This window comes from Georgenia sunbinii (assembly GCF_036421875.1).
Classification (GTDB): domain Bacteria; phylum Actinomycetota; class Actinomycetes; order Actinomycetales; family Actinomycetaceae; genus Georgenia_B; species Georgenia_B sunbinii.
Map to the genome: position 1 here is coordinate 488305 of NZ_JAZGOL010000002.1, position 20635 is coordinate 508939.

Genomic DNA, 20635 nt, shown 5'->3' on the forward strand with positions numbered 1-20635 from the left:
GAAGGCCGACAAGACATGACTGATGCCGGAATCAAGATCACCGATGTTGGGGTGAAGTTCCCCTCCTCCCGCGGAACCGTCACCGCCGTCGAGAACGTCACGCAGGACATCCCGGAGTCGAGCTTCGTCTCGATCGTGGGGCCGAGCGGTTGCGGGAAGTCCACCCTGCTGTCGGTGATCGCCGGACTTCAGAAGCCCACGTCCGGCGGGGTGAGCATCCACGGCCGCCCGGTCACCGGGCCCGACCGCAACATCGGGTTCGTCTTCCAGGAGGACTCGACCCTGCCGTGGCGCGACGTCGCGGAGAACGTCAGCTTCGCCATGCAGATGGGTGGGGTGCGCCGCGAGGAGCAGAAGCGCCGGGCGCAGCAGGCGATCGACCTCGTCGGCCTCACCGGCTTCGAGCACGCCTACCCGGCGACGCTGTCGGGCGGCATGCGCCAGCGCGTCGCGCTGGCCCGGACGCTGGCGCTGGAGCCGAACGTCGTGCTCATGGACGAGCCATTCGCCGCGCTGGACCAGCAGACCCGCATCTTCCTCGGCGCCGAGGTCCGCCAGATCTGGGCCCGTACCCACCAGACCATCGTCTTCGTCACGCACGACATCAGCGAGGCCATCCTGCTGTCCCAGCAGGTCTGGGTGATGTCCTACCGGCCGGGCACCATCATCGACGTCATCGACGTCGACCTGCCCGCGGAGCGTGACGCCTCCATCGTCTCGACGCACGAGTTCAACGAGCTCCACAACCGGATCTGGTCCTCGCTGCAGGAAGAGTCGATGCGCGGCTTCCAGCAGGAGGAGAAGTCGGCATGAGTGCGAGCACCGCGGCGCCGCCGCGTCAACGCATCGATCCACGCAACCCCAAGGTCAGCGTGGTCGGCACGGCGGTCGTCGTCATCCTCGTCGGCCTCCTGCTCGAGGTCGGTGCACGCGCCGAGTGGTGGAGCGTCGTCCCGCCGGTGACGACGATGTTCGAGGGCGTCATCGGCCTCCTCGACGATCCGCAGTTCTGGGACGACGCCGCGCGGACCGGCCTGGAGGTCGCCGTCTCGCTGGTGTTCGGCGCGCTCTTCGGGCTGCTCGCGGGGATCCTGTTCTGGAAGGTGCCCGGCGTCGGGCGCGCCTTCGAGCCGTACCTGGTCGCGCTGTACGCGGTGCCGCTGGCGCTGTTCTACCCGTTCATGATCGTGCTCGTCGGCATCAATGTGTGGTCGGTGATCATCCTCGCCACCTTGATGGCAGCGATCCCGATGGCGCTGAACACCAATGTCGGCCTGTCGACGATGCGCCCCGTCTACACCAAGCTGGGCAAGTCGCTGGGCCTCAACCAGCGCCAGATGATGTTCTCCGTCGCGCTGCCGGCCGCGGGTCCCTACCTCGTCGCCGGCCTGCGGATGTCCCTCGTCTACGCCCTCATCGGCTGCGTGGCGATGGAGTTCGTCACCGCCCAGGCCGGCCTGGGGTACCGCATCCGGTACCTCTACGAGATCTTCGACGACAACGCCATGTACTCCTACATCGTCGTGGTCCTGCTGATCTCGACCGCCCTGACTGTCCTGCTCGGCGTGGTCGAGCGGCTGATCCTCCGAGGACGGATTAAGTGATGAGCACTCCTGACGTCGCCGTGACCCGCTCGCGCAGCTGGTCCTTCCCCCGACTCACCCTCCCCCGCAGCGGCATGCTTGGGCCGGCGGTGCTCGCCGTCGCCGTGGTGGCGGTGTGGCAGCTGTCCTCCGGGCTGGTGTTCGTCATCCCGTCGCCGGCCGACACCATCGCCGAGCTGGGCGCGAGCCTCTCCGACGCGGCCTACCGGATCGACCTCGCCAGGACGGCGGTGGCCACCCTCCAGGCCTTCGCCATGGGCGCCGGCATCGGGTTCGTGCTCGGGCTGGTCATCGGGTTCTCGGACTGGGCCAAGGCCCTGTTCGAGCCGCTGCTCATCGCCTTCAACGGCATCCCGAAGATCGTGCTCTACCCGGTGCTCCTGCAGCTGTTCAGCCTCAGCGGCGGCAAGGTCGCGATGGGGGTGCTGTTCGCGCTCTTCCCGGTGTTCGTCAACGTCGCCACCGGGGTGCGCGAGCTGCCGCGGGTGTACTGGAAGCTGGCGCTGTCCACGCAGGCCTCGCGCATGCAGCAGCTCATCCACATCGTTCTCCCGGGAATCCGCAAGCCGCTGCTCACCGGCGTGCGGCTGTCGGTGAGCCTGGCGATGTCCGGCGTGGTGCTGTCGGAGTTCTTCGCGACCGACCGCGGCCTCGGCCGCGTGGTCCTGCAGGCCTTCAGCCATGCGGAATACGCCACGATGGTCGCGACCCTGCTGCTGCTCGTCGCCACCTCGTTCATCATCTCCGTCGCGCTGTGGAACCTGGAGAAGAAGGTCCGGTGACCACAGACGGCTCCCCGCTCGTCGGCCGCTCCGTGCGCCGTCGGGAGGACCTGCGCTTCCTCACCGGCCAGGGCCGGTACCTCGCGGACGGGACGGCCGGCGCCCACCAGGTGGCGTTCGTCCGGTCCCGGGAGGCCGCGGCGCGCATCCACGGCATCGACGTGGCGGCGGCGCTGACCGTTCCCGGGGTCGTCGCGGTGCTCACCGTGGCGGACCTCGGGCTGGCGATGAACCGGATCGAGGTCCTCACCCGGCCCTCGCCGGAGTTCTCCGAGGCAGCGGGCTTCGAGATGTTCCCGCAGGAGATCCCGGTGCTCGCCGACGGGTACGTGACGTACGTCGGCCAGCCGATCGCGGTGGTCGTCGCGCGGGACCGCTACAGCGCCGAGGACGGCGTCGAGCGGGTGCGGGTGAGCTACGAGCCGGTGCCGGCGGTGGTCGACGCCGAGGAGGCGTTGCAGCCCGGCAGCCCCACGGTCCACTCCGGCATGTCGGACAACGAGGCCGGCCGGCTGGCGATCGAGTTCGGTCCTGGCGAGCTGCCGGCGGACGCCGTCACCGTCGAGGGCCGGTACCGGATGGGCCGGCACGGCGCGGTCCCGATGGAGACGCGGGGCGTCCACGCCCGGTACGACCCCCAGCGGGAGCGGATCGAGCTGCGGACCTCCACCCAGATCCCGCACATGGTGCGACAGGCGGTCTGCGGCGCGCTGGGCGTAGGTGTCGACGCGATCCACGTCGCCGTGCCCGACGTCGGCGGCGGCTTCGGCTCCAAGGCCAACGTGTACGCCGAGGAGGTCGCGCTCGCCGCGGTCGCCCGGCGCACCGGCACCGAGGTGGTGTGGGTCGAGGACCGGCAGGAGAACCTCACGGCTGCCGCCCAGGGCCGCGACCAGGTCCACGACACCCGGCTGAGCGTCGATCCCGAGGGCCGCATCCTGCGGTGGGAGGACGACTTCGTCGTCAACATCGGTTCCGGCAGCCTGTGGGTCGGCGGCATCGTGGCGAACACCGGGATCCACCTGCTCGGCCCCTACCGGGTGCCGGCGGCGCGGATCACCGGCCGGGCGGCGATGACCAACAAGTGCATCGTCGCGCAGTACCGCGGCGCCGGCCGGCCGGAGGCGGCCTTCGCGCTCGAGCGCAGCCTCGACGCCGCCGCCACCGCACTGGGGATCACGCCGGAGGAGATCCGGCGGCGCAACCTCCTCCGCGCCGAGGACATGCCCTACGAGCGCCCGCTGCCCTACCGTGACGGCGTCCCCGTCGCCTACGACGGCGGCGACTACCTCGCCTGCCTCGAGGCCGTCCTGGAGATGCTGCCCCGCTCGCGCACCGCGACCTACGCCGCTGCGCACCCCGAGCTCGAGATCGGCTACGGGGTGGGCAGCTACATCGAGGCCACCGGTCGTGGCCCCTGGGAGGCGGCGCGGATCCGGCTGGACCCCACCGGGCGGTTCGTCGTGGTCACCGGCGCCGCCTCGGCGGGGATGTCCCACGAGACCTCGTTCGCGCAGGTCGCGGCCGACTCCCTCGAGGTCGCGTTCGACCAGGTGAGCTACGCGCGGGCGGACACCGACCTCGTCGAGTTCGGTGTCGGCTCCTTCGCCAGCCGGTCGGCGGTCCTCGCCGGGTCCGCCGTGCACCTCGCCGGCCAGGAGCTCGTCGCCCGGGCGAGCGCCGTCGTGGCCGAGCTCGCCGGCGTGCCCGTCGACGACGTCGCCTACCGGGCGGGGACCTTCACCGCTGCCGCGGCGTCGATGACGTGGCCGGAGCTGGCGGCAGCACTTGCGCCCGGCGGCGCGGGGGAGAACCTCGCCGCCCGGCTGGACGTCATGCACGTCTACCGGCCGCGGACCGTCACCTGGACGATGGGCGTCCACGCGGCGATCGTCGGGGTCGAGCCGACGAGCGGCGTCGTGCGGGTGCTCGACTACGCCGTCGCCCACGAGGGCGGCGCGGAGATCAATCCGATCGTCGTCGCCGGCCAGATCGCCGGCGGTGTGGCGCAGGGCATCGGCGGCGCGCTGACCGAGGAGTTCGCCTACGCCGCCGACGGGCAGCCGCTGTCCACCACCTTCCTCTCGTACCAGGTCCCGGGCATCCACGCCGTGCCCCGCGTGCAGATCCGGCACCTCGCGGTCGACACCCCGGAGAACCCCATCGGCGTCCGAGGCGCGGGGGAGAGCGGCACCATCGCCGCCTACCCGACTCTCGCCGCCGCCGTGGACGACGCCGTCGGCGCCGGCTGCCACGTCCGGACCACGCCCGTGTCGGCGGCCGAGGTCCGCCGTGCCCTACGCGCGAGGAGCACGACATGAAGCCCGCCCCCTTCCGGTACCTGCGCGCGGACTCGGTCACGGCGGCGCTCGAGGCGCTGCGGGAGCCCGACGCCAAGGCGCTCGCCGGCGGACAGAACCTGCTGACGCTGATGAACATGCGCCTGGCCCGGCCGAGCCTCGTCGTCGACCTCGGCAACCTGCGTGAGCTCGCCCGGTCCTTCGACGACGACGGTCAGGTCCACCTGGGCGCCATGCTCACCCACCGTGAGCTCATCGAGCACCCGACGCTCGCCGAGCGTCACCCCGTCGTCGGGCAGATGGCCTCGCAGATCGGCCACGTGGCGATCCGCAACCGCGGCACCCTCGGTGGCGCGCTGGCCCACGCCGACCCGGCCGGTGAGCTGCCCGCCGCGATGGTGCTCCTCGGCGCGACCTTCCACGCCGAGTCCCACGAGCGCGGCCGGCGGACCATCGCCGCCGAGGAGTTCTTCGAGGGGCACTACGAGACGGCGCTCGAGCCCGACGAGCTGCTCACCTGGATCACGGTGCCCGACCGGGCGCCGCGGACCGGCTGGGGCTTCGTCGAGCACGCGGCCAGCCCCGGCGAGTACGCGATCGCCGGCGCCGGGGCGCACGTCACGGTGGCGGACGACGGCGCCGTGACGCAACTGCGCGCGGCGATGCTCAGCGTCGGCGAGACCCCGGTGCTCATCGAGCCGCCCGCCACCGAGCTGCCCCGGCTGCCCGAGACGGCCGGCTGGGAGCCCTGGGCCCGGGCGGCGACCGCCGATCTCGAGCCCGGTGCCGACGACGTCGACTACGTCCGGGACGTGGCGGCCGGAGTACTCGCGCAGGCGGTGGCACAGGCCCGTGCCCGGGCAACGGACGAGCTGAAGGAGTGGTCATGACCGAGCTGTCGAACGGTACCGAGGTCGAGGTCGTCACGACCGTCAACGGCGCGAAGGTCCAGCAGGCGGTGCCCGCGCGGCTCAGCCTCGCCGACTTCCTCCGCGACCGGCTCGGGCTCACTGGCACCCATCTCGGCTGCGAGCAGGGCGTCTGCGGCGCCTGCACGATCCTCGTGGACGGCAGCTCGGTGCGCTCGTGCCTCATGCTCGCCGCGCAGGCCGACGGCCGGGAGGTCACCACGATCGAGGGCCTCGACGACGACGAGCACGCGGTGCGGCTGCGTGAGTCGCTCAGCCGCCACCACGGCCTGCAGTGCGGGTTCTGCACTCCGGGCGTGGTCGTCGCGGCCTGCGAGCTGCTCGGCAGCTGCTCCCGGGCGCCATCGGAGGCGGACGTGCGCTCGGCGCTGTCGGGCAACCTGTGCCGCTGCACCGGGTACAGCGGCATCGTCGATGCCGTGATGGAAGCGGGACAGAGCACGGACCGTTGAGCGGTGTGGCAACGCCTCCGCAGCGGCCTGGCGCGGGCCGGGGCCGCGGCCGGGCGGCGCGCCCCGTTCCGGGCGGTGCAGGCGGACACCTGGACGATGAGTGCCGTCCTCGGTCTCGCGGTCGGCGGGGCGCTGCTCCTCGGGCTGCGGACCGGTGCGACCGACCCGGCCGGCCGGTTCGTGCTGGCGATGATCCTCGTGGCGCTGCCGAGCATCCCCACGGCACCGTCCGCGGCGGCCCGGACACTGCTCACCAGGACCGGCGCGGTGGTGGCTGCGTCGCTCCTCGCCTCGGCGACCGGGGGCGACGAGCGGGCGGTGGCGCTGGGCATCGTCGCGGCAGCGGCGGTGGGCTTCACGGTGCCGCTCATCGGGTCGACGGCGGCACTCGCGCTGCTCATGCTCGGCCTGCGGGTGGCCACCGTCCCCGGCTCGACGCCGGTCCCGGGCCTGTGGGAGCTGGCCGGTGCCGGCGTCGTCGCCGTGGCGACGGTACTCACCCGGCTCGGCCGGCCGGGGCCGATCGTGCCCGTGCTGCCGCCGTCGCCCGACGCGGAGCGTGCGTGGACGCTGCGCCGGGTGGTGGCCGTCGCCCTCGCCGTGCTGCTGGCTGCAGCGTCCCCGCTGGGCGTCTACGGCGGCCACTGGCTGATCACCGCGGTGCTGCTGTCGGTCCGGCCGACCCCGGCCGCGACCCGGCTGCGGCTCGCCCAGCGGCTGCTCGGCAACACCGTCGCGGCAGTGCTGGTCGCGGTCCTCATGGGGGTGGGGGCCGGCGCGGTGACGCTCGCCGGCGTCGTCGCGGTACTCACGGTGCTCGCGTTCGCGCTGCGCCCGGTGAGCTACCTGTGGTGGGCGGTGACCGCGCCGCCGGTGCTGCTCATCGTCGGGGACTTCCCGGCGACGCACAACTGGTACGAGGGGATGGTGCGGGTGGCCCTCAACGTCGTTGGTGCGGTCATCGTGCTGCTCGTCTGCCACCCGCCGCCGGCCCGGCCCCGGCGGGGGCTGTGATGTGACCGTGCCTATCGCCAGGTATATAGGCACCGACTGTGAAAAAGTGTTGTCCAGCGAACGAGAGAGCAAGCCATGACCGGCACCGAGATCCGCGAGGGGGGCGTCATCGCCGACGACGTCCGCGACTACGACCTGCAGTCGAACATCGGCTACCTGCTGCGGCGCGCCCACCAGGTGGGTTCGGCGGCGTTCCTGCACGCCGATGACACCGCGTTGTCGGTGATCCAGTTCGCCACCCTCGCCAGCCTCATCACGTCCGGGCCCGACTCGCAGAACAGCCTGGGCCGCAGTGTCGGCTCGGACGCCGCGACGATGACCGGGATCGTCCAGCGCCTCAGCCGCCGCGGCCTTGTCGAGATCCACGCGGACCCTCTTGACCGGCGGATGAAGACGATCTCGATCACCGCCGAGGGGCGCGCGGTCTACGAGCGTGGGGCGCGGGCCTCGCTCGCGTCGAGCGAGGAGCTCCTCGCGCCGTTCAGCCCCGGCGAGCGGATCATGCTCATCGAGATGCTGCAGCGGATCATCTCTGCCGAGGACCGCGCGCCTGCCAAGCCGTGACCGGCGCTGAGCGGGCCGTCAGGCGAGAGCCGTGCGGCCGGCCGCCGGTCCTCAGGCGACGACCGCGACCGGCTCGTCGCGGTGGATGGCGCCGTGCAGCGTGCTGAGCGGCAGCCCGCTGCCGCCCCACCGCTGCGCGACGATCTCCGCGACGATCGACAGCGCGGTCTCCTCGGGGGTGCGGCCACCGAGGTCGAGCCCGATCGGTGAGGACAGCCGGGCAAGGGCGGTGCCGGTGACGCCGCGCTCCCGCAGCCGGGCGTCGCGGTCGGCGTGCGCGCCGCGGCTACCCATGACGCCGATGTAGGCAGCGGGGGTCTGCAGCGCCGCCTCGATGAGGGGTACGTCGAACTTCGGGTCGTGGGTGAGGACGCACAGCACCGTCCGCTCGTCGACCGTCGTCTCCCGCAGGTACTCGTGCGGCCACCGCACGACCAGCTCGTCGACGTCGGGGAACCGCTGGCGGGTGGTGAAGACCGGCCGCGCGTCGCAGACCGTGACGTGGAAGCCGACGATGCTGCCCAGCCGGGCGAGTGCGGACGCGAAGTCGATCGCGCCGAAGATGATCATCCGGGCCGGCGGCGCGAACGACTCCACGAACACCGTGACGTCCTCCAGCCGCCCCTCGCCGTGCCGGCCGAGCCGCACGACCTGGTTGCGGCCATGCTCGAGCAGGCCCTCGGCGGCAGCGGCGACGGCGTCCTCCAGTGCTGGCGCGCCGATGCCGTGGGACCGCCTTCCGTCGCGCAGCAGCAGGTGCCGGCCGACGAGGCGGGGGTCGACCGATGCGACCACCGTCGCCACCGCCGCCGGCAAGCGGTTATCGATGGCCGTGGCGACCTGGGCGACATGCGCCGGGTCGACCAGCCGGACGAAGACCTCGATGGTGCCGCCGCAGGTGAGCCCCACCTCGAAGGCATCGTCGTCGCTCACCCCGTAGCGGGCGGTGCGGGGCGGGGCACCGGCCAGCACCTCCTGGCAGATCTCGTACACCGCTGCCTCGACGCAGCCGCCGGAGACGCTGCCCACCACGTCACCGTCGGCGGTGACCGCCATCGCGGCGCCGGGGCCGCGCGGGGCCGAGCGCCACGTCTCCACCACGGTGGCCAGCGCGAACGGCTCGCGCCACGAGCGGACAGCGTCGAGGATGTCCCGCACAGATAACTCCAGTGTCGTCCGAAGGTCGTTCGATGTGATGTGATACCCAGGTCTCGATCATCGCTGACACCTCACGAGATGTCGAGCGACGAACGGACCGATCGACGGCAAAGATGTTCGTGTACATATGACATGGCCGGCCCGTGGCTCGGGCGGTGCACCGCGGCAGCAGGAGGTGGCATGGTCGACGTCGACACCACGGGAGTCGTGCTCGCCGCCGGCGCCGGCACGCGGTACGGCATGCCGAAGATTCTCGTCCCGGCCTGGCTGGACCGCGCCGTCACCGCGCTGCGGGACGGCGGCTGCGCGCCGGTCGCGGTCGTCACCGGCGCCGCCCGGCCGCCGCTGCCCGACGACACCGAGGAGATCCACTGCCCCGACTGGGAGCGCGGCATCGGTGCCTCGCTGCGGGCGGCGCTCATCGCGCTGCAGCCGTGGCCGCAGCGGCTCGTGGTGCACGTCGTCGACTGCCCGGACATCGGCCGGGCCGTCGTGCGGCGGGTGCTCGACGACGTCGGCGAGGACCTCGGGCGGTCGGTGTTCGACGGACGGCCCGGCCACCCCGTCGTACTGCCACGGCGCCACCTCGCGCCACTGCTGGCCGAGCTGGCCGACGACGACGGCGCCGGCCGCTACCTGCGCGCGCACACCCACACCACCGTCGAGTGCGGCGACCTCGCGACCGGGGCCGACATCGACGTGGCACCGCCACCAACGACCGCGGCGACTCCGGCCGGAGATTTGATGGAAGGATCAGACCTGTGACGACGACCGACCCGCGCCCCGCACCGCTGCCCGCCGCCGACGAGCGGGCCGCCCGGCCCGAGCTCGTCGCCGCGCTGCGCTCCGCCGTCGACGGGGATGTCCACGACGACGACCTCAACCGCGGCCAGTACTCGACCGACGCCTCGAACTACCGGGTGGTGCCCGACGTCGTCGTCGTGCCGCGCGACGTCGACGGCGCGCGCGCCGCCATCGACACGGCACGAAGGCTCGGTGCCCCGCTGACCTCCCGCGGCGGCGGCACCTCGATCGCCGGGAACTCCGTCGGCACCGGTGTCATCGTCGACTTCTCCCGCCACGTCAACCGCATCCTGGAGATCGACCCGGAGGCTCGCACCGCGCGGGTAGAGCCCGGCGTCATCATGAGCGACCTGCAGCGGGCCGCTGCTCCGCACGGGCTGCGGTTCGGGCCCGACCCCTCCACCCTGAACCGGGCCACCTTCGGCGGGATGATCGGCAACAACGCCTGCGGGCCGCGCGCCGTCGCATTCGGACGTACCTCCGACAACGTCATCTCCCTCGACGTCGTCGACGGCCAGGGCCGCGAGTACACCGCTGGCGCCGGCAAGGGCGCGCTCGACGTCGTCCCCGGCCTCGGGGAGCTCGTCCGGGCCGACCTCGCCACCATCCGTACCGAGCTCGGGCGGTTCAAGCGGCAGGTCTCGGGCTACAGCCTCGAGCACCTGCTGCCGGAGAACGGCACCGACCTCGCCAAGATGCTCGTCGGCACCGAGGGCACGCTGGCCACCACCCTCGGGGCGACCGTCAACCTCGTGGAGATCCCCGGTGCGCCGGTGCTCGTCGCCCTGGGGTACCCGGACATGGCCAGCGCCGCCGACGTCGTCCCGGGGCTCCTTGCGCACCAGCCGATCGCCATCGAGGGCATCGACGCCCGGCTCGTCGACGTCGTCCGCCGCCACATCGGCCCCGCCGCGGTGCCCGAGCTGCCGGCGGGCAACGGCTGGCTGCTCGTCGAGGTCGGCGGCAGCGACGCGGCCGAGGCGCTGGCCCGGGCCGAGTCGCTGGCCAAGGACGCCGGCACCGACGCGGTGATGATCAGGTCCGCCGGCCCCGAGGCCAGCGCGCTGTGGCGGATCCGGGCCGACGGCGCCGGGCTCGGCGGGCGCACGCCGTCGGGCGCGCAGGGCTGGCCCGGGTGGGAGGACGCCGCGGTGCCGCCGGAGAAGCTCGGCGCCTACCTGCGCGACTTCGAGGCGCTGATGGCCGGCCACGGCGTCGACGGCCTGCTCTACGGCCACTTCGGCGACGGCTGCATGCACGTGCGCATCGACCTGCCGCTCGACACCCCCGCCGGGGTCCCCGCCGCCCGTCGCTTCCTCGAGGAGTCGGCGGACCTCGTGGCCTCCTACGGCGGCTCGCTCTCCGGCGAGCACGGTGACGGTCGCGCCCGCAGCGAGCTGCTCGACCGGATGTACACGCCTGCGGCGATCGACCTCTTCGGCAAGGTCAAGGGCCTGTTCGACCCGCAGGAGAGCCTCAACCCGGGCATCCTCGTCCGGCCGGTGTCGATGACCGACGACCTCCGCCGCCCGTACGCTAAGAAGCTGCTGCCGATCGCCGGCGGCTTCTCGTTCCACAAGGACGGCGGCGACTTCACCACCGCGGTCCACCGCTGCACCGGCGTCGGCAAGTGCCGCGCGGACAGCTCCGACTCCGGCGGCTTCATGTGCCCGTCCTACCAAGCCACCCGCGACGAGACGGACGTCACCCGTGGGCGCTCGCGGATCCTCCAGGAGTTGACCAACGGCTCGCTGATCCACGATGTCCGCAGCCCCGCCGTCCATGACTCCCTCGACCTGTGCCTCTCGTGCAAGGCCTGCGGGCGTGACTGCCCGGCGGGGGTGGACATGGCCACGCTCAAGGCCGAGGTCCTCCACCGCAGCTACAAGGGCCGGCTGCGCCCGATGAACCACTACGCGCTCGGCTGGCTGCCGCGCTGGGCGAACCTCATCACCCGGGTGCCGGCGATCACCCGGCTGGTCAATGCGGTGCTCGCGGTGCGGCCGGTCGCCAAGCTGGTGATGACCGGCGGCGGGATGGACACCCGCCGGCAGATGGTGCGGTTCAGCACCGAGCGGTTCTCCCGCTGGGTGCGCTCGCGCTCAGGGGTCACCGTCGGCGATGCGCCGGCGGCACCGGTCACCGACCGTACCGTGGTGCTGTGGGCCGACAGCTTCTCTGAGTCGCTCGACGGCAACGGCGCGCAGGCGATGGTGAGCGTGCTGCAGGAGGCCGGCTACGTCGTCGTCGTCCCGCAGGACCGTGCCTGCTGCGGCCTCACCTGGATCTCTACCGGCCAGCTCGACGGCGCGCGCCGCCAGCTCGAGCAGACGATGTCGGTGCTCGCCCCGTACGTCGAGGCCGGGATCCCGATCATCGGGGTGGAGCCCTCCTGCACCGGGGTGCTGCGCTCGGACCTCGTCGACCTGTTCCCCGACGACCCGCGCGCGACCGCGATCGCCGAGGGCACCTACACGCTGGCCGAGCTGCTCACCGCACCGGAGCCGCTGGGCCCGGGCGAGCGCTGGCAGCCGCCGTCGCTCGAGGGCGTCGAGGTGGTGGCGCAGCCGCACTGCCACCACTACTCCGTCATGGGCTGGGACGCCGACGCCGCGCTGCTCGCCAAGTCCGGGGCCACCGTCAACCAGCTGGCCGGCTGCTGCGGGCTCGCCGGGAACTTCGGGATGGAGAAGGGGCACTACGACGTCTCGGTGAAGGTCGCGGAGAACGCGCTGCTGCCGGCGCTGCGCGAGGCCGGTCCGCAGGCGGTCTACCTCGCCGACGGGTACTCCTGCCGCACCCAGGCGGAGCAGCTCGTGGGGCGCGGCGGTGTGCACCTCGCCCAGCTCCTCAGCGGGGACCGCTGACCCGCCGACGATCGTGAGAGAATGTGGCTTCCCCGCACGACAGGAAGTCAGGTCGGAGCCGAATGCCGCTTTTCGAGTTCGAGGCCGGTCGTCTGGTGCCCGCGCAGGCGGGGCACACCCTGGACGAGCCCGTCGAGCCGGCCGTGCTCGACGCCGTGCGCGGTCAGCTCCTCGAGCTCGTCGGTGCCCCGGTGTTCCCGGTCGCCTGGCGGCAGGAGGATGGTGCGTCGTGGCTGACCGCGGTCACCGCCGACGGCCGGCCGGTGACGCTGGAGGTCGTCGACCGGCTCGACGGCGTGACGCTGGTGGCGGCGCTGGCGCGGCTCGGCCGGGCCGCGGAGACGTCGTGGGCGGAGCTCGCCGAGATGTACCCGCGCGGGATGGCCGCGTTCCGGCGTGACTGGAACGGCTTCCGGGAGTCGCAGCCGCCGCACCGGCCCGAAGCTGCCCGGCTGCACGTCGTCGCCGCGACGATCGACGACGACGTCCGGTCCGCCGTCAGTGCCCTCGCCGGCTCCGGGGTGACCGTCCACGAGCTCGTCGCCCGGGTGATGTCGAGCGGCCGGCTGTTCCTCGACGTCACCGAGGTGCGGACGGCCCCTCCCCGGCTGCCGTGGCTGGAGCCCGGCCGCCGCGCCGCTGCGCTGCCCGCCGTTCCCCGCCCGCCGCAGCCGGACGTCGGGCCGGCTGCTGAGCCGGCGCCTCCCGTCGGACCGGCGCTTCCCGTCGGACCGGCGCTTCCCGTCGGACCGGAGCTTGCCGACGACGCTGCGCCGTCCGCTGAGCCGGCGCCCGCCGACCCCTCAGCGACGACCGACCTGCGGGCGATCGGCCGCAGCCTCGACGCTGCGGCGGTGATCGTCTGGGACCGCCACGGCGTGCGTCACGAGGCGACCCTCACCCCGGGCGGCCGCATCGAGCTGGCCGACGAGCGCAGCTTCGGCGACCCCGGGCAGGCCGCGGCCGCGCTCGGCGCTCCCGGCGACGGCGACGCCTGGGCGGGCTGGCGGTTCGGGGAGCACGGCCCCAGCCTCCACGAGGCACGGGTCGAGCTGCTGGCCCACCACGACCGGCGTCGGCGCGCGACCTCCCACCGCCCGGGGCTCAGGCGTCGGGCACGGCGTAGGCGCGAAGCCACCGACTGAGCTCGCGGTAGGCCTGGGACCGCACCGGAGCGGTCGACAGCGTGACGTCGTGAACGGCGTCGCGGACCCGCACGATCGTCACCAGCGGCCCGAGCCCCAGCGCCCGGCGGGCGGTGAGGTCGACGTCGATGACGGTGTCGGCGCGGCGCATCTCCGGCGACCACCGGGCCGCCAGCACGGACGCGTCGGACACCAGCACGAGCACCGGACAGGTGATCTCCAGGCCCTCGGCGACCTGGCGGTGGCCGTCGAGGATCGCCGCCAGCCAGCCGGGCCGGACCGCCCCGGACGTCACCCGCCACGCCCACTCGATCGGCCAGCCGGTGACCGCCGGGTCGGCCTCCTGCTCCGGTGACAGCCGGCCGACCTCGTCGACGGCGCCCCGCAGCGTACGGCTGTAGAACCCGAGGTCCCGCAGCGGCAGCACCGCCTTGGGCTGGAACCGGGCCAGGCCGTCGATCACCGGCTGCGACATGGTCCGCAACCAGGACCCCTGGATGTCCAGCCAGGGCGCGTTGAGGACGAGCGCGGAGAGCGCGCCGGGGTGCCGGTGCGCCCACACCGAGGCGACGAGCCCGCCGGTCGAGTGCCCCATGAGGACGACGTCGTGCAGCTCGGGATGGTCCTGCCGCATGAGGTCGCGGGCGCCGTGGATGTCCTCGTCGTAGGTCGACAGCGACTCGACGTAGCCGCGGAGGTTGCCCGGCCGCAGGCTGCGGCCGTAGCGGCGCAGGTCGAGGGCGTAGAACGCGCCGCCCAGCGCGCTCAGCTGTCGGGCGAGCTCGCGCTGGTGGAAGTAGTCGTTCCAGCCGTGCAGGTAGAGCACGGTGAACCGCGGCTCCGGCGAGCTGAGCGCGTCGGGGTCGTCACCCGGGAGGTGGCGTACGAGGGTGGCGACGACGGGGCCGTCGTCGTCGGGCAGCAGCTCGATCGTCCTCGCCTCGAAGCCGGCACCGAGGACGTCGGGCCCCCAGCGGTCGGTCGGCGCCGCGGCGAAGCCCGCCAGCGCGGCGTCCGGGTCGAACGGCTGCTCGCCGTCGACCGCTGCTGGTACGTCAGTGCCGTCGTCGGTCGGCGGGCCGGTCGTGGCATCGAGCGGTGAGATGGGGTCGGGCACCAGCCCATCGTGGCCGGTACGTCCTCGTGACGCCAGGCGTCCGGCGCCGGCGGCACGGTGGTCGGCGCGGCTCAGTGCCGGGAGACCTGCTTGAGGAAGCCGCCGAGGTGCCGGGTGACCTGGTCGTGCTCGATGAGGAAGCCGTCGTGGCCGTAGGGGGAGCGCAGGTAGCGCACAGGTCCGGCGCCGCTGACGCCGGCGGCGATCCGCTCGGACTCTGCGGGCAGGAACAGCCGGTCGGACTCCACCGCGATCACCAGCGTGTCCGCCCGGATCTCGGCGAGCGCCGCCTCCACCCCGCCGCGGTCGCGCCCGAGGTCGTGGGTGAGCATCGAGGAGGTGAGGGCGAGGTAGCTGTTGGCGTCGAACCGCAGCGCGAGCTTGTTGCCGTGGTGATCGAGGTAGGACTGCACGGCGAACCGGCCGCCGAGCATCGGGTCCTCGGCGTGCTGGTGGAGCCGGCCGAACCGGGCCTCGAGCTCCTCGGCGCTGCGGTAAGTGGTGTGCGCGATCTGGCGCGCGAGCGCGAGCCCGGCGTGCGGACCCTGCCCGTCGGGAGCGTCGTAGTAGTCCCCGCCGCGGAAGTTGGGGTCCAGCCGGATGGCCGCCTGCTGCGGGTGGGCCCAGGCGATCTGGTCGGCCGAGGTCTGCGCGTTGGAGGCGATGACGGCGATCGACCGCACCCGGTCGGGGGCCATCACTGCCCACTCGAGGACCCGGTGTCCCCCCATGGAGGCGCCGACGATGTGCGCCCAGCGGCCGATGCCGAGCCGGTCGCTCAGCTCGATCTCGGCGGCGACCTGGTCCCGGACGGTGACAGTGGGGAACCGGCTGCCCCACGGGGTGCCGTCGGGCGCGGGAGAGGACGGCCCGGTCGAGCCCTGGCAGCCGCCGAGCACGTTGACCGCGACGACGAACCAGCGGTCGGTGTCGACCGCCAGGCCGGGGCCGACGATCCTCGACCACCAGCCGGCGTCCGGGTGGCCGGGCCCGGCAGTGCCGGTGACGTGGGTGTCACCGGTGAGGGCGTGGCAGATGAGCAGCGCGTTGTCGCCGGCGGCGTTGAGCTCGCCCCAGGTCTCGTAGGCGAGCCGGACGTGCGGCAGCCGGCCGCCTGCCTCGAGCGGCAGTGCACCGAGGTCGACGAACCGGCGGTTGCCGGCGCCGCCCTCGGGGTGCCACGCTCCGCTCGTCGGGATCTGACCCGGGTCGACCCGCGCCCGGACGCGGTGCCCGACGCCGGGCACCGCGGTCCAGCTGCGCTGCTCAGGGCTCACGCTGCGGTCCCACCTCCGCCGGCCGTCACCGCGGCGGCGGCCGCGAGGCCGGTGGTGATGTCGGCGACGATGTCGTCGATGTGCTCGAGCCCGACGGCGAGCCGCACGAGGCCCGGGCTCACGCCCGCACCGGCGAGCGCGGCGTCGTCGAGCTGGGAGTGCGTCGTCGACGCCGGGTGGATGACCAGCGACCGCACGTCACCGATGTTGGCGACGTTCGAGTGCAGGGTGAGTGCGTCGACGAAGGCGATTCCGGCGTCGTAGCCGCCGGCGAGCTCGAAGGTGAGCACCGCGCCCGGGCCCTTGGGGGCGTACTTGCGGGCGCGCTCGTGCCACGGTGAGGAGGGCAGGCCCGGGTAGCCGACCGTCGTCACCTGGTCCTGGGACTCGAGGAACTCCGCGACCTGCTGCGCGTTGGCGATGTGGCGGTCCATCCGCAGCGACAGCGTCTCGACGCCCTGGCCGATGAGGAAGGCGTTGAACGGCGAGATCGCCGGACCCATGTCGCGCAGCAGCTGCACCCGCGCCTTGAGGATGTACGCCGGGGCGCCGAGGTCCTTGAACACCAGGCCGTTGTAGCTCGGGTCCGGGGTGTTGAAGCCCGGGAACTTCTCTGGGTCGGCAGACCAGTCGAAGCGGCCGCCGTCGACGATGATGCCCGCGATCGACGTCCCGTGGCCGCCGAGGTACTTCGTCGCGGAGTGGATGACGATGTCCGCGCCGTACTCGAAGGGGCGGATGAGGTAGGGCGTCGCCACGGTGTTGTCGATGACGAGCGGGACGCCGTTCTCGTGAGCGATCGCCGCCACGGTCTCGATGTCGAAGACGTTGAGCTTGGGGTTGGGGATCGACTCGCCGAAGAACAGCTTGGTGTTCGGCTGGACGGCGTCGCGCCAGGCCTGCGGCTCGTCGGCGTCGCTGACGAAGGTCGTCGTGATGCCGAACTTCGGCAGGGTGTGCCGCAGCAGGTTGTAGGTGCCGCCGTAGAGGTTGGGGCTGGCGACCACGTGGTCACCGGCCTCGGCGATGTTGAGGATCGCCAGCAGCTCGGCGGACTGGCCCGAGGCCAGCAGCAGACCGCCGACCCCGCCCTCGAGCTCGGCGATCCGCGTCTCGACCGCCTCCTGGGTGGGGTTGGTGATCCGGGTGTAGATCGGCCCCAGCTCAGCGAGCGCGAACCGGTCCGCGGCCTGCTTGGCGTCCTTGAACACGAAGGAGGTGGTCTGGTAGATCGGTAGCGCGCGGGCGCCGGTGTCGCCGTCGGGCTGCTGGCCCGCATGGATCTGCTTCGTCTCGAAGGACCAGCTGGTCTCGTTCGTCATCATCTACTCCTGCTCAGGCGAGAGGGCGAGCCGGCCTCAACCGTACCGACCTCGGGGGAGGGGGCGTGCGCATCGTGAGCCCGGTGCCCGGACCGGCCGACGGTGCTGGCGGCGGCTGAGGCGCGTGCGAGGGTGCGCAGGTCAGCGGCACATTCGCAGGATCATGCTTGGAGCGTAGGAAGCGGCCGGCGCGCTTAGAAGGGCCGTCTCGCCTGCCGGGACGCAACTTCTCGCGCCATCCACCATGCGGACGGGCGCCGGAGCGACTTGCCCCCGCACACCTGCTGTGGCAGATGGTTCTGCTGTGACTGGTGTGGCAGGTGTTTCCTTTGGGGACGTTCGGCGCTACCGTGTCCGTGGCTGGCCTGCGCTCCGCGCCGGACCCAGCGACCCGTGTTCGTGAGGTGAGGAGAGCTCGTGCGTCGGACCGATCGGCGACGCGCCCTCGCGCTCGCAGCCGTCCTGGCACTCTCCGGCGGGCTCGTCATCACCTCGGCCGCCGCGGACCCGGCGCCACCGGGCGAGGACGAGATCTCCCGGGCGCGTGACGCCGAGGACCGCACCACTGCCCGGATCGCCGAGCTGGAGATCGCGCTGGCCGAGCTCAGTGCCCGCCACCAGGACCTCGCGCTCGCCGCCCAGCAGGCCAACGAGCTCTACCTGCAGGCCGAGGAGGAGCTGGTCGCGTCGACCGCGGCCGCCGCCGAGGCGCGCGAGGCTGCCGCCACGGCCGCCGCCGAGGTCGAGACCCAGCGGGGCGAGCTCGGCCGGATCGCGATGGGCGCCTACCGCTCGAGCCCCGGTGCGCTCGGCCCGATCGAGCCGCTGCTCTCCGCCGACAGCTTCGAGGACGCGATGCGCCGCGCGACGATGGTCGACCGGCTCGGCAGCCGAGCCGACGACGCGCTGCAGCGGTTCCAGGCGGTGGAGCAGGTCTCGGCGACCTTCGAGAGCCGGGCGCGGGAGGCCGAGGCGGCCCAGCAGCGTGCTACGGATGAGGTCGCGGCCACCGCCCAGGCAGCGAGCTCCGCCGCAGACAGTGCCGCGGCGCAGGTCGCGCTGTCGGTCGACCGGCGCGAGTCGCTGGTCCAGCAGCTTGCCGACGAGCGCGGCACGACGGCAGCGCTCGAGCGTGAGCGGCAGGACGCGCTCGACGCCGAGCGTCAGCGCCGCGAGGAGCAGCTGGCGAGGGACGCCGCACGACGAGAGGTCCGGGCGCAGGTGACCGCCTCCCGGTCGGTCGAGCGGCCGGCGACGCCACCAGCTGACGCCCCGACCGTGGCAGCGCCGCCGCCGGCGCCCAGTGCCACGACGCCGCCGTCGGCGCCCGACAGGCCGGCCCCCGCGCCGAGCACACCGGCACCTCCCGCGCCGCCAGCGCCGGCTCCCGCTCCGGCACCGGCGCCCTCACAGCCGGCACCTGCGCCGGCTCCGGCGCCCGACCCCGCGCCGCCGTCCTCGTCCCAGGGCGCCCGCGCCGCGCTGGACTGGGCCCGGACGCAGCTCGGCAAGCCCTACATCTGGGCGGCCGCGGGTCCGAACGGCTACGACTGCTCCGGGCTCACCCAGACCGCCTTCGCCCAGGCCGGCGTGTCAATCCCGCGGACCACCAGGGCGCAATACCAGGCGACCACCCGGGTGCCGGTCGACGACCTGCAGCCGGGCGACCTCATCTTCTACTCCAGCAACGGCGCGGCGTCGGGCATCTACCACGTCGCCTTTTACGCGGGCAACGGCATGCGGCTGCATGCGCCGTCGCCGGGCAAGAGCGTGGAGCTGGTGCCGATGTACTGGGCCAACGTGCTGCCCTACGGCGGCCGGGTCTAGAGGGCGGCGAGGCCGTCCACGAGGGTCCACACGGCGCCCAGGGCCGCGATCGCCGTGATGGAGACTCCGACCACCCGGGCGGACACGCGCCGGGTGACGACGTCACCGAGCGCCACACCCGCCGCCATCACCAGCCCGATCGCCAGCCAGCCCCACCCCAGGTCCGGCCACGCCGTCGGGTTGGCGCCCACCCGGACGAGCACCGTCACGGTGGAGACGGCGATGAAGAACGGCTGCAGCGTCGCGGTGAAGGTCTGATGCTCCCAGCGGGTCAGGGTCCGCAGCACCGCCATCGCGGGGCCGCCGATGCTGGCGAGGGCAGACGTCGCGCCGGAGGCCGCGCTGGCCATCGCCGTGACCTTCGTGCTCCGCTCGACGTGGTGTACGCGCGCGACGATGGAGGAGACGGACAGGGCGAGGAGGATGAGTACCCCGATGAGCACCTGGGCCCATGCCGCTGGGAGCGTCTCAGCCAGGAGCGTGCCCGCCAGGACGCCGACGAGGGCGGAGGGCACCATCGTCCGCAGCATCCGCCACTCCACGTAGCGCCACACCCGCGAGAGCACCATGAGGCTCGCGACCACCCCGAGGATGTTGCCGACCACCACGCCCGCCGCCGGGCCGAGCGCGACGACGATAAACGGTGCGGAGACCAAGGTCAGCCCCATGCCGGTGGCTCGTTGTGCGAGGCCGCCAAGGAGGATCGCGAGGAGGAGCGGTGCGGTCATCGGGCAGGGCGGGGGCAGCAGGAGATGGTCACGCTGTCACCGTATCCACGGCCCTGCTCCACCCCGCCGGGGCAGGCTGTGAGAATGGCTACCTTCCGGCGCGCGCTCGCTTGTCGAGGCCTGATATCTGGTGCCGAGACCGTAGCTCTTGCCGCGCCCTTTCGCCGAGATACCCGATCTCGGAGAAGGCGGGGTTAGCTGAGGGGGCGGGCGGGGGTCGTGGGGGCTACCGGGCGCACGTGATAGTTCTGGTCGATCGCTCGCTGGTAGGAGCGCAGGATCTCCGCCTCGGCCTCCTCGCGGCCGACCCAGTGGGCGCCCTCGACGGACTTGCCGGGCTCGAGGTCCTTGTAGACCTCGAAGAAGTGCTGGATCTCCAGCCGGTGGAACTCGCTGACGTCGTCGATGTCGGTACGCCACGAGGCGCGCTGGTCACCGGTCGGCACGCACAGCACCTTGTCGTCGCCACCGGCCTCGTCGCGCATCCGGAACATGCCGAGCGCGCGGCACCGGATGAGGCAGCCAGGGAAGGTCGGCTCCTCGAGGAGCACGAGCGCGTCCAGGGGGTCACCGTCCTCGCCGAGGGTGTCCTCGATGAACCCGTAGTCGTCCGGGTACCGGGTGGAGGTGAACAGCATGCGGTCGAGCCGGATGCGCCCGGTCTCGTGGTCGAGCTCGTACTTGTTGCGCTGCCCCTTGGGGATCTCGATCGTGACGTCGAAGTCCACGCCATGCCCTTCCGTCG

Annotated in this window: 18 protein-coding genes; 12 read left to right on the forward strand and 6 right to left on the reverse strand. The window is 72.9% G+C overall.

Annotation, left to right across the window (positions count from 1 at the left end):
* Positions 1 to 15 precede the first annotated feature (15 nt).
* The 8 genes from V2J52_RS06660 to V2J52_RS06695 all read left to right on the forward strand — a co-directional run bounded on the left by V2J52_RS06660 (position 16) and on the right by V2J52_RS06695 (position 7645).
* Positions 16 to 813 (forward strand): ABC transporter ATP-binding protein, encoded by a 798-nt coding sequence (locus tag V2J52_RS06660; RefSeq protein WP_331226892.1) that lies wholly within the window; start codon positions 16 to 18, stop codon positions 811 to 813.
* Complete coding sequence (locus tag V2J52_RS06665; protein ID WP_331226893.1) at positions 810 to 1604, forward strand: ABC transporter permease; 795 nt, start codon at positions 810 to 812, stop codon at positions 1602 to 1604. The genes V2J52_RS06660 and V2J52_RS06665 overlap by 4 nt, the downstream gene beginning before the upstream one ends.
* The gene (locus V2J52_RS06670) at positions 1604 to 2386 is read left to right on the forward strand and encodes an ABC transporter permease (RefSeq protein ID WP_331226894.1); all 783 of its coding nucleotides are present in this window, start codon (positions 1604 to 1606) and stop codon (positions 2384 to 2386) included. Before V2J52_RS06665 ends, V2J52_RS06670 begins: the two co-directional genes overlap by 1 nt.
* Positions 2383 to 4707 (forward strand): xanthine dehydrogenase family protein molybdopterin-binding subunit, encoded by a 2325-nt coding sequence (locus V2J52_RS06675; protein ID WP_331226895.1) that lies wholly within the window; start codon positions 2383 to 2385, stop codon positions 4705 to 4707. Before V2J52_RS06670 ends, V2J52_RS06675 begins: the two co-directional genes overlap by 4 nt.
* Entirely contained in the window at positions 4704 to 5576 is an 873-nt protein-coding gene (locus V2J52_RS06680; RefSeq protein ID WP_331226896.1) for an FAD binding domain-containing protein, read from the forward strand. The genes V2J52_RS06675 and V2J52_RS06680 overlap by 4 nt, the downstream gene beginning before the upstream one ends.
* A complete protein-coding gene (locus V2J52_RS06685) occupies positions 5573 to 6067 on the forward strand; it encodes a (2Fe-2S)-binding protein (RefSeq protein WP_331226897.1) in 495 nt (164 codons plus the stop codon). The genes V2J52_RS06680 and V2J52_RS06685 overlap by 4 nt, the downstream gene beginning before the upstream one ends.
* A gap of 3 nt (positions 6068 to 6070) precedes the next feature.
* A complete protein-coding gene (locus V2J52_RS06690) occupies positions 6071 to 7081 on the forward strand; it encodes an FUSC family protein (protein ID WP_331226898.1) in 1011 nt (336 codons plus the stop codon).
* 75 nt (positions 7082 to 7156) lie between these two features.
* Positions 7157 to 7645, forward strand: coding sequence for a MarR family winged helix-turn-helix transcriptional regulator (locus V2J52_RS06695; protein WP_331226899.1), 489 nt, complete (start codon positions 7157 to 7159; stop codon positions 7643 to 7645).
* Positions 7646 to 7696: 51 nt separating this feature from the next.
* Here V2J52_RS06695 and V2J52_RS06700 read toward each other — a convergent pair whose 3' ends face one another.
* Entirely contained in the window at positions 7697 to 8803 is a 1107-nt protein-coding gene (locus V2J52_RS06700; protein WP_331226900.1) for an XdhC family protein, read from the reverse strand.
* Between the two features lie 180 nt (positions 8804 to 8983).
* On the opposite strand from V2J52_RS06700, the gene V2J52_RS06705 reads away from it, so the two are divergent.
* The 3 genes from V2J52_RS06705 (at position 8984) to V2J52_RS06715 (ending at position 13619) form a co-directional block, all read left to right on the forward strand.
* Positions 8984 to 9568 carry a nucleotidyltransferase family protein gene (locus tag V2J52_RS06705; RefSeq protein ID WP_331226901.1) on the forward strand — a complete coding sequence of 195 codons (585 nt, stop codon included), beginning with the start codon at positions 8984 to 8986 and terminating at the stop codon, positions 9566 to 9568.
* Complete coding sequence (locus tag V2J52_RS06710; RefSeq protein WP_434056383.1) at positions 9565 to 12474, forward strand: FAD-binding and (Fe-S)-binding domain-containing protein; 2910 nt, start codon at positions 9565 to 9567, stop codon at positions 12472 to 12474. Before V2J52_RS06705 ends, V2J52_RS06710 begins: the two co-directional genes overlap by 4 nt.
* A gap of 62 nt (positions 12475 to 12536) precedes the next feature.
* Positions 12537 to 13619 carry a restriction system modified-DNA reader domain-containing protein gene (locus V2J52_RS06715; RefSeq protein WP_331226902.1) on the forward strand — a complete coding sequence of 361 codons (1083 nt, stop codon included), beginning with the start codon at positions 12537 to 12539 and terminating at the stop codon, positions 13617 to 13619.
* On the opposite strand, the gene V2J52_RS06720 is transcribed toward V2J52_RS06715, so the two are convergent.
* The 3 genes from V2J52_RS06720 to V2J52_RS06730 all read right to left on the reverse strand — a co-directional run bounded on the left by V2J52_RS06720 (position 13579) and on the right by V2J52_RS06730 (position 17335).
* Positions 13579 to 14736 carry an alpha/beta hydrolase gene (locus tag V2J52_RS06720; protein WP_331226903.1) on the reverse strand — a complete coding sequence of 386 codons (1158 nt, stop codon included), beginning with the start codon at positions 14734 to 14736 and terminating at the stop codon, positions 13579 to 13581. The genes V2J52_RS06715 and V2J52_RS06720 overlap by 41 nt on opposite strands.
* Before the next feature lie 71 nt (positions 14737 to 14807).
* A complete protein-coding gene (metX, locus tag V2J52_RS06725; protein WP_434056384.1) occupies positions 14808 to 16013 on the reverse strand; it encodes a homoserine O-acetyltransferase MetX in 1206 nt (401 codons plus the stop codon).
* A complete protein-coding gene (locus V2J52_RS06730) occupies positions 16010 to 17335 on the reverse strand; it encodes a bifunctional o-acetylhomoserine/o-acetylserine sulfhydrylase (RefSeq protein ID WP_331226904.1) in 1326 nt (441 codons plus the stop codon). The genes metX and V2J52_RS06730 overlap by 4 nt, the downstream gene beginning before the upstream one ends.
* Positions 17336 to 17752: 417 nt before the next feature.
* Between V2J52_RS06730 and V2J52_RS06735 the strand changes: the two genes are divergently transcribed.
* Positions 17753 to 19162 (forward strand): C40 family peptidase, encoded by a 1410-nt coding sequence (locus V2J52_RS06735; RefSeq protein ID WP_331226905.1) that lies wholly within the window; start codon positions 17753 to 17755, stop codon positions 19160 to 19162.
* On the opposite strand, the gene V2J52_RS06740 is transcribed toward V2J52_RS06735, so the two are convergent.
* Both V2J52_RS06740 and V2J52_RS06745 read right to left on the reverse strand, forming a co-directional pair.
* Positions 19159 to 19890 (reverse strand): sulfite exporter TauE/SafE family protein, encoded by a 732-nt coding sequence (locus tag V2J52_RS06740; RefSeq protein WP_331226906.1) that lies wholly within the window; start codon positions 19888 to 19890, stop codon positions 19159 to 19161. The two genes, V2J52_RS06735 and V2J52_RS06740, sit on opposite strands and share 4 nt — an antisense overlap.
* A 194-nt stretch (positions 19891 to 20084) precedes the next feature.
* A complete protein-coding gene (locus V2J52_RS06745; protein WP_331227129.1) occupies positions 20085 to 20618 on the reverse strand; it encodes an inorganic diphosphatase in 534 nt (177 codons plus the stop codon).
* Positions 20619 to 20635 lie beyond the last annotated feature (17 nt).

Bases quoted from the DNA above. Each gene is read 5' to 3' on its own strand.
- V2J52_RS06705 (WP_331226901.1), top strand. From the start codon at position 8,984: ATGGTCGACGTCGACACCACGGGAGTCGTGCTCGCCGCCGGCGCCGGC.
- V2J52_RS06685 (WP_331226897.1), top strand. From the start codon at position 5,573: ATGACCGAGCTGTCGAACGGTACCGAGGTCGAGGTCGTCACGACCGTC.
- V2J52_RS06740 (WP_331226906.1), bottom strand. From the start codon at position 19,890: ATGACCGCACCGCTCCTCCTCGCGATCCTCCTTGGCGGCCTCGCACAA.
- V2J52_RS06680 (WP_331226896.1), top strand. From the start codon at position 4,704: ATGAAGCCCGCCCCCTTCCGGTACCTGCGCGCGGACTCGGTCACGGCG.
- V2J52_RS06660 (WP_331226892.1), top strand. From the start codon at position 16: ATGACTGATGCCGGAATCAAGATCACCGATGTTGGGGTGAAGTTCCCC.
- V2J52_RS06730 (WP_331226904.1), bottom strand. From the start codon at position 17,335: ATGACGAACGAGACCAGCTGGTCCTTCGAGACGAAGCAGATCCATGCG.
- V2J52_RS06670 (WP_331226894.1), top strand. From the start codon at position 1,604: ATGAGCACTCCTGACGTCGCCGTGACCCGCTCGCGCAGCTGGTCCTTC.
- V2J52_RS06695 (WP_331226899.1), top strand. From the start codon at position 7,157: ATGACCGGCACCGAGATCCGCGAGGGGGGCGTCATCGCCGACGACGTC.
- V2J52_RS06665 (WP_331226893.1), top strand. From the start codon at position 810: ATGAGTGCGAGCACCGCGGCGCCGCCGCGTCAACGCATCGATCCACGC.
- V2J52_RS06715 (WP_331226902.1), top strand. From the start codon at position 12,537: ATGCCGCTTTTCGAGTTCGAGGCCGGTCGTCTGGTGCCCGCGCAGGCG.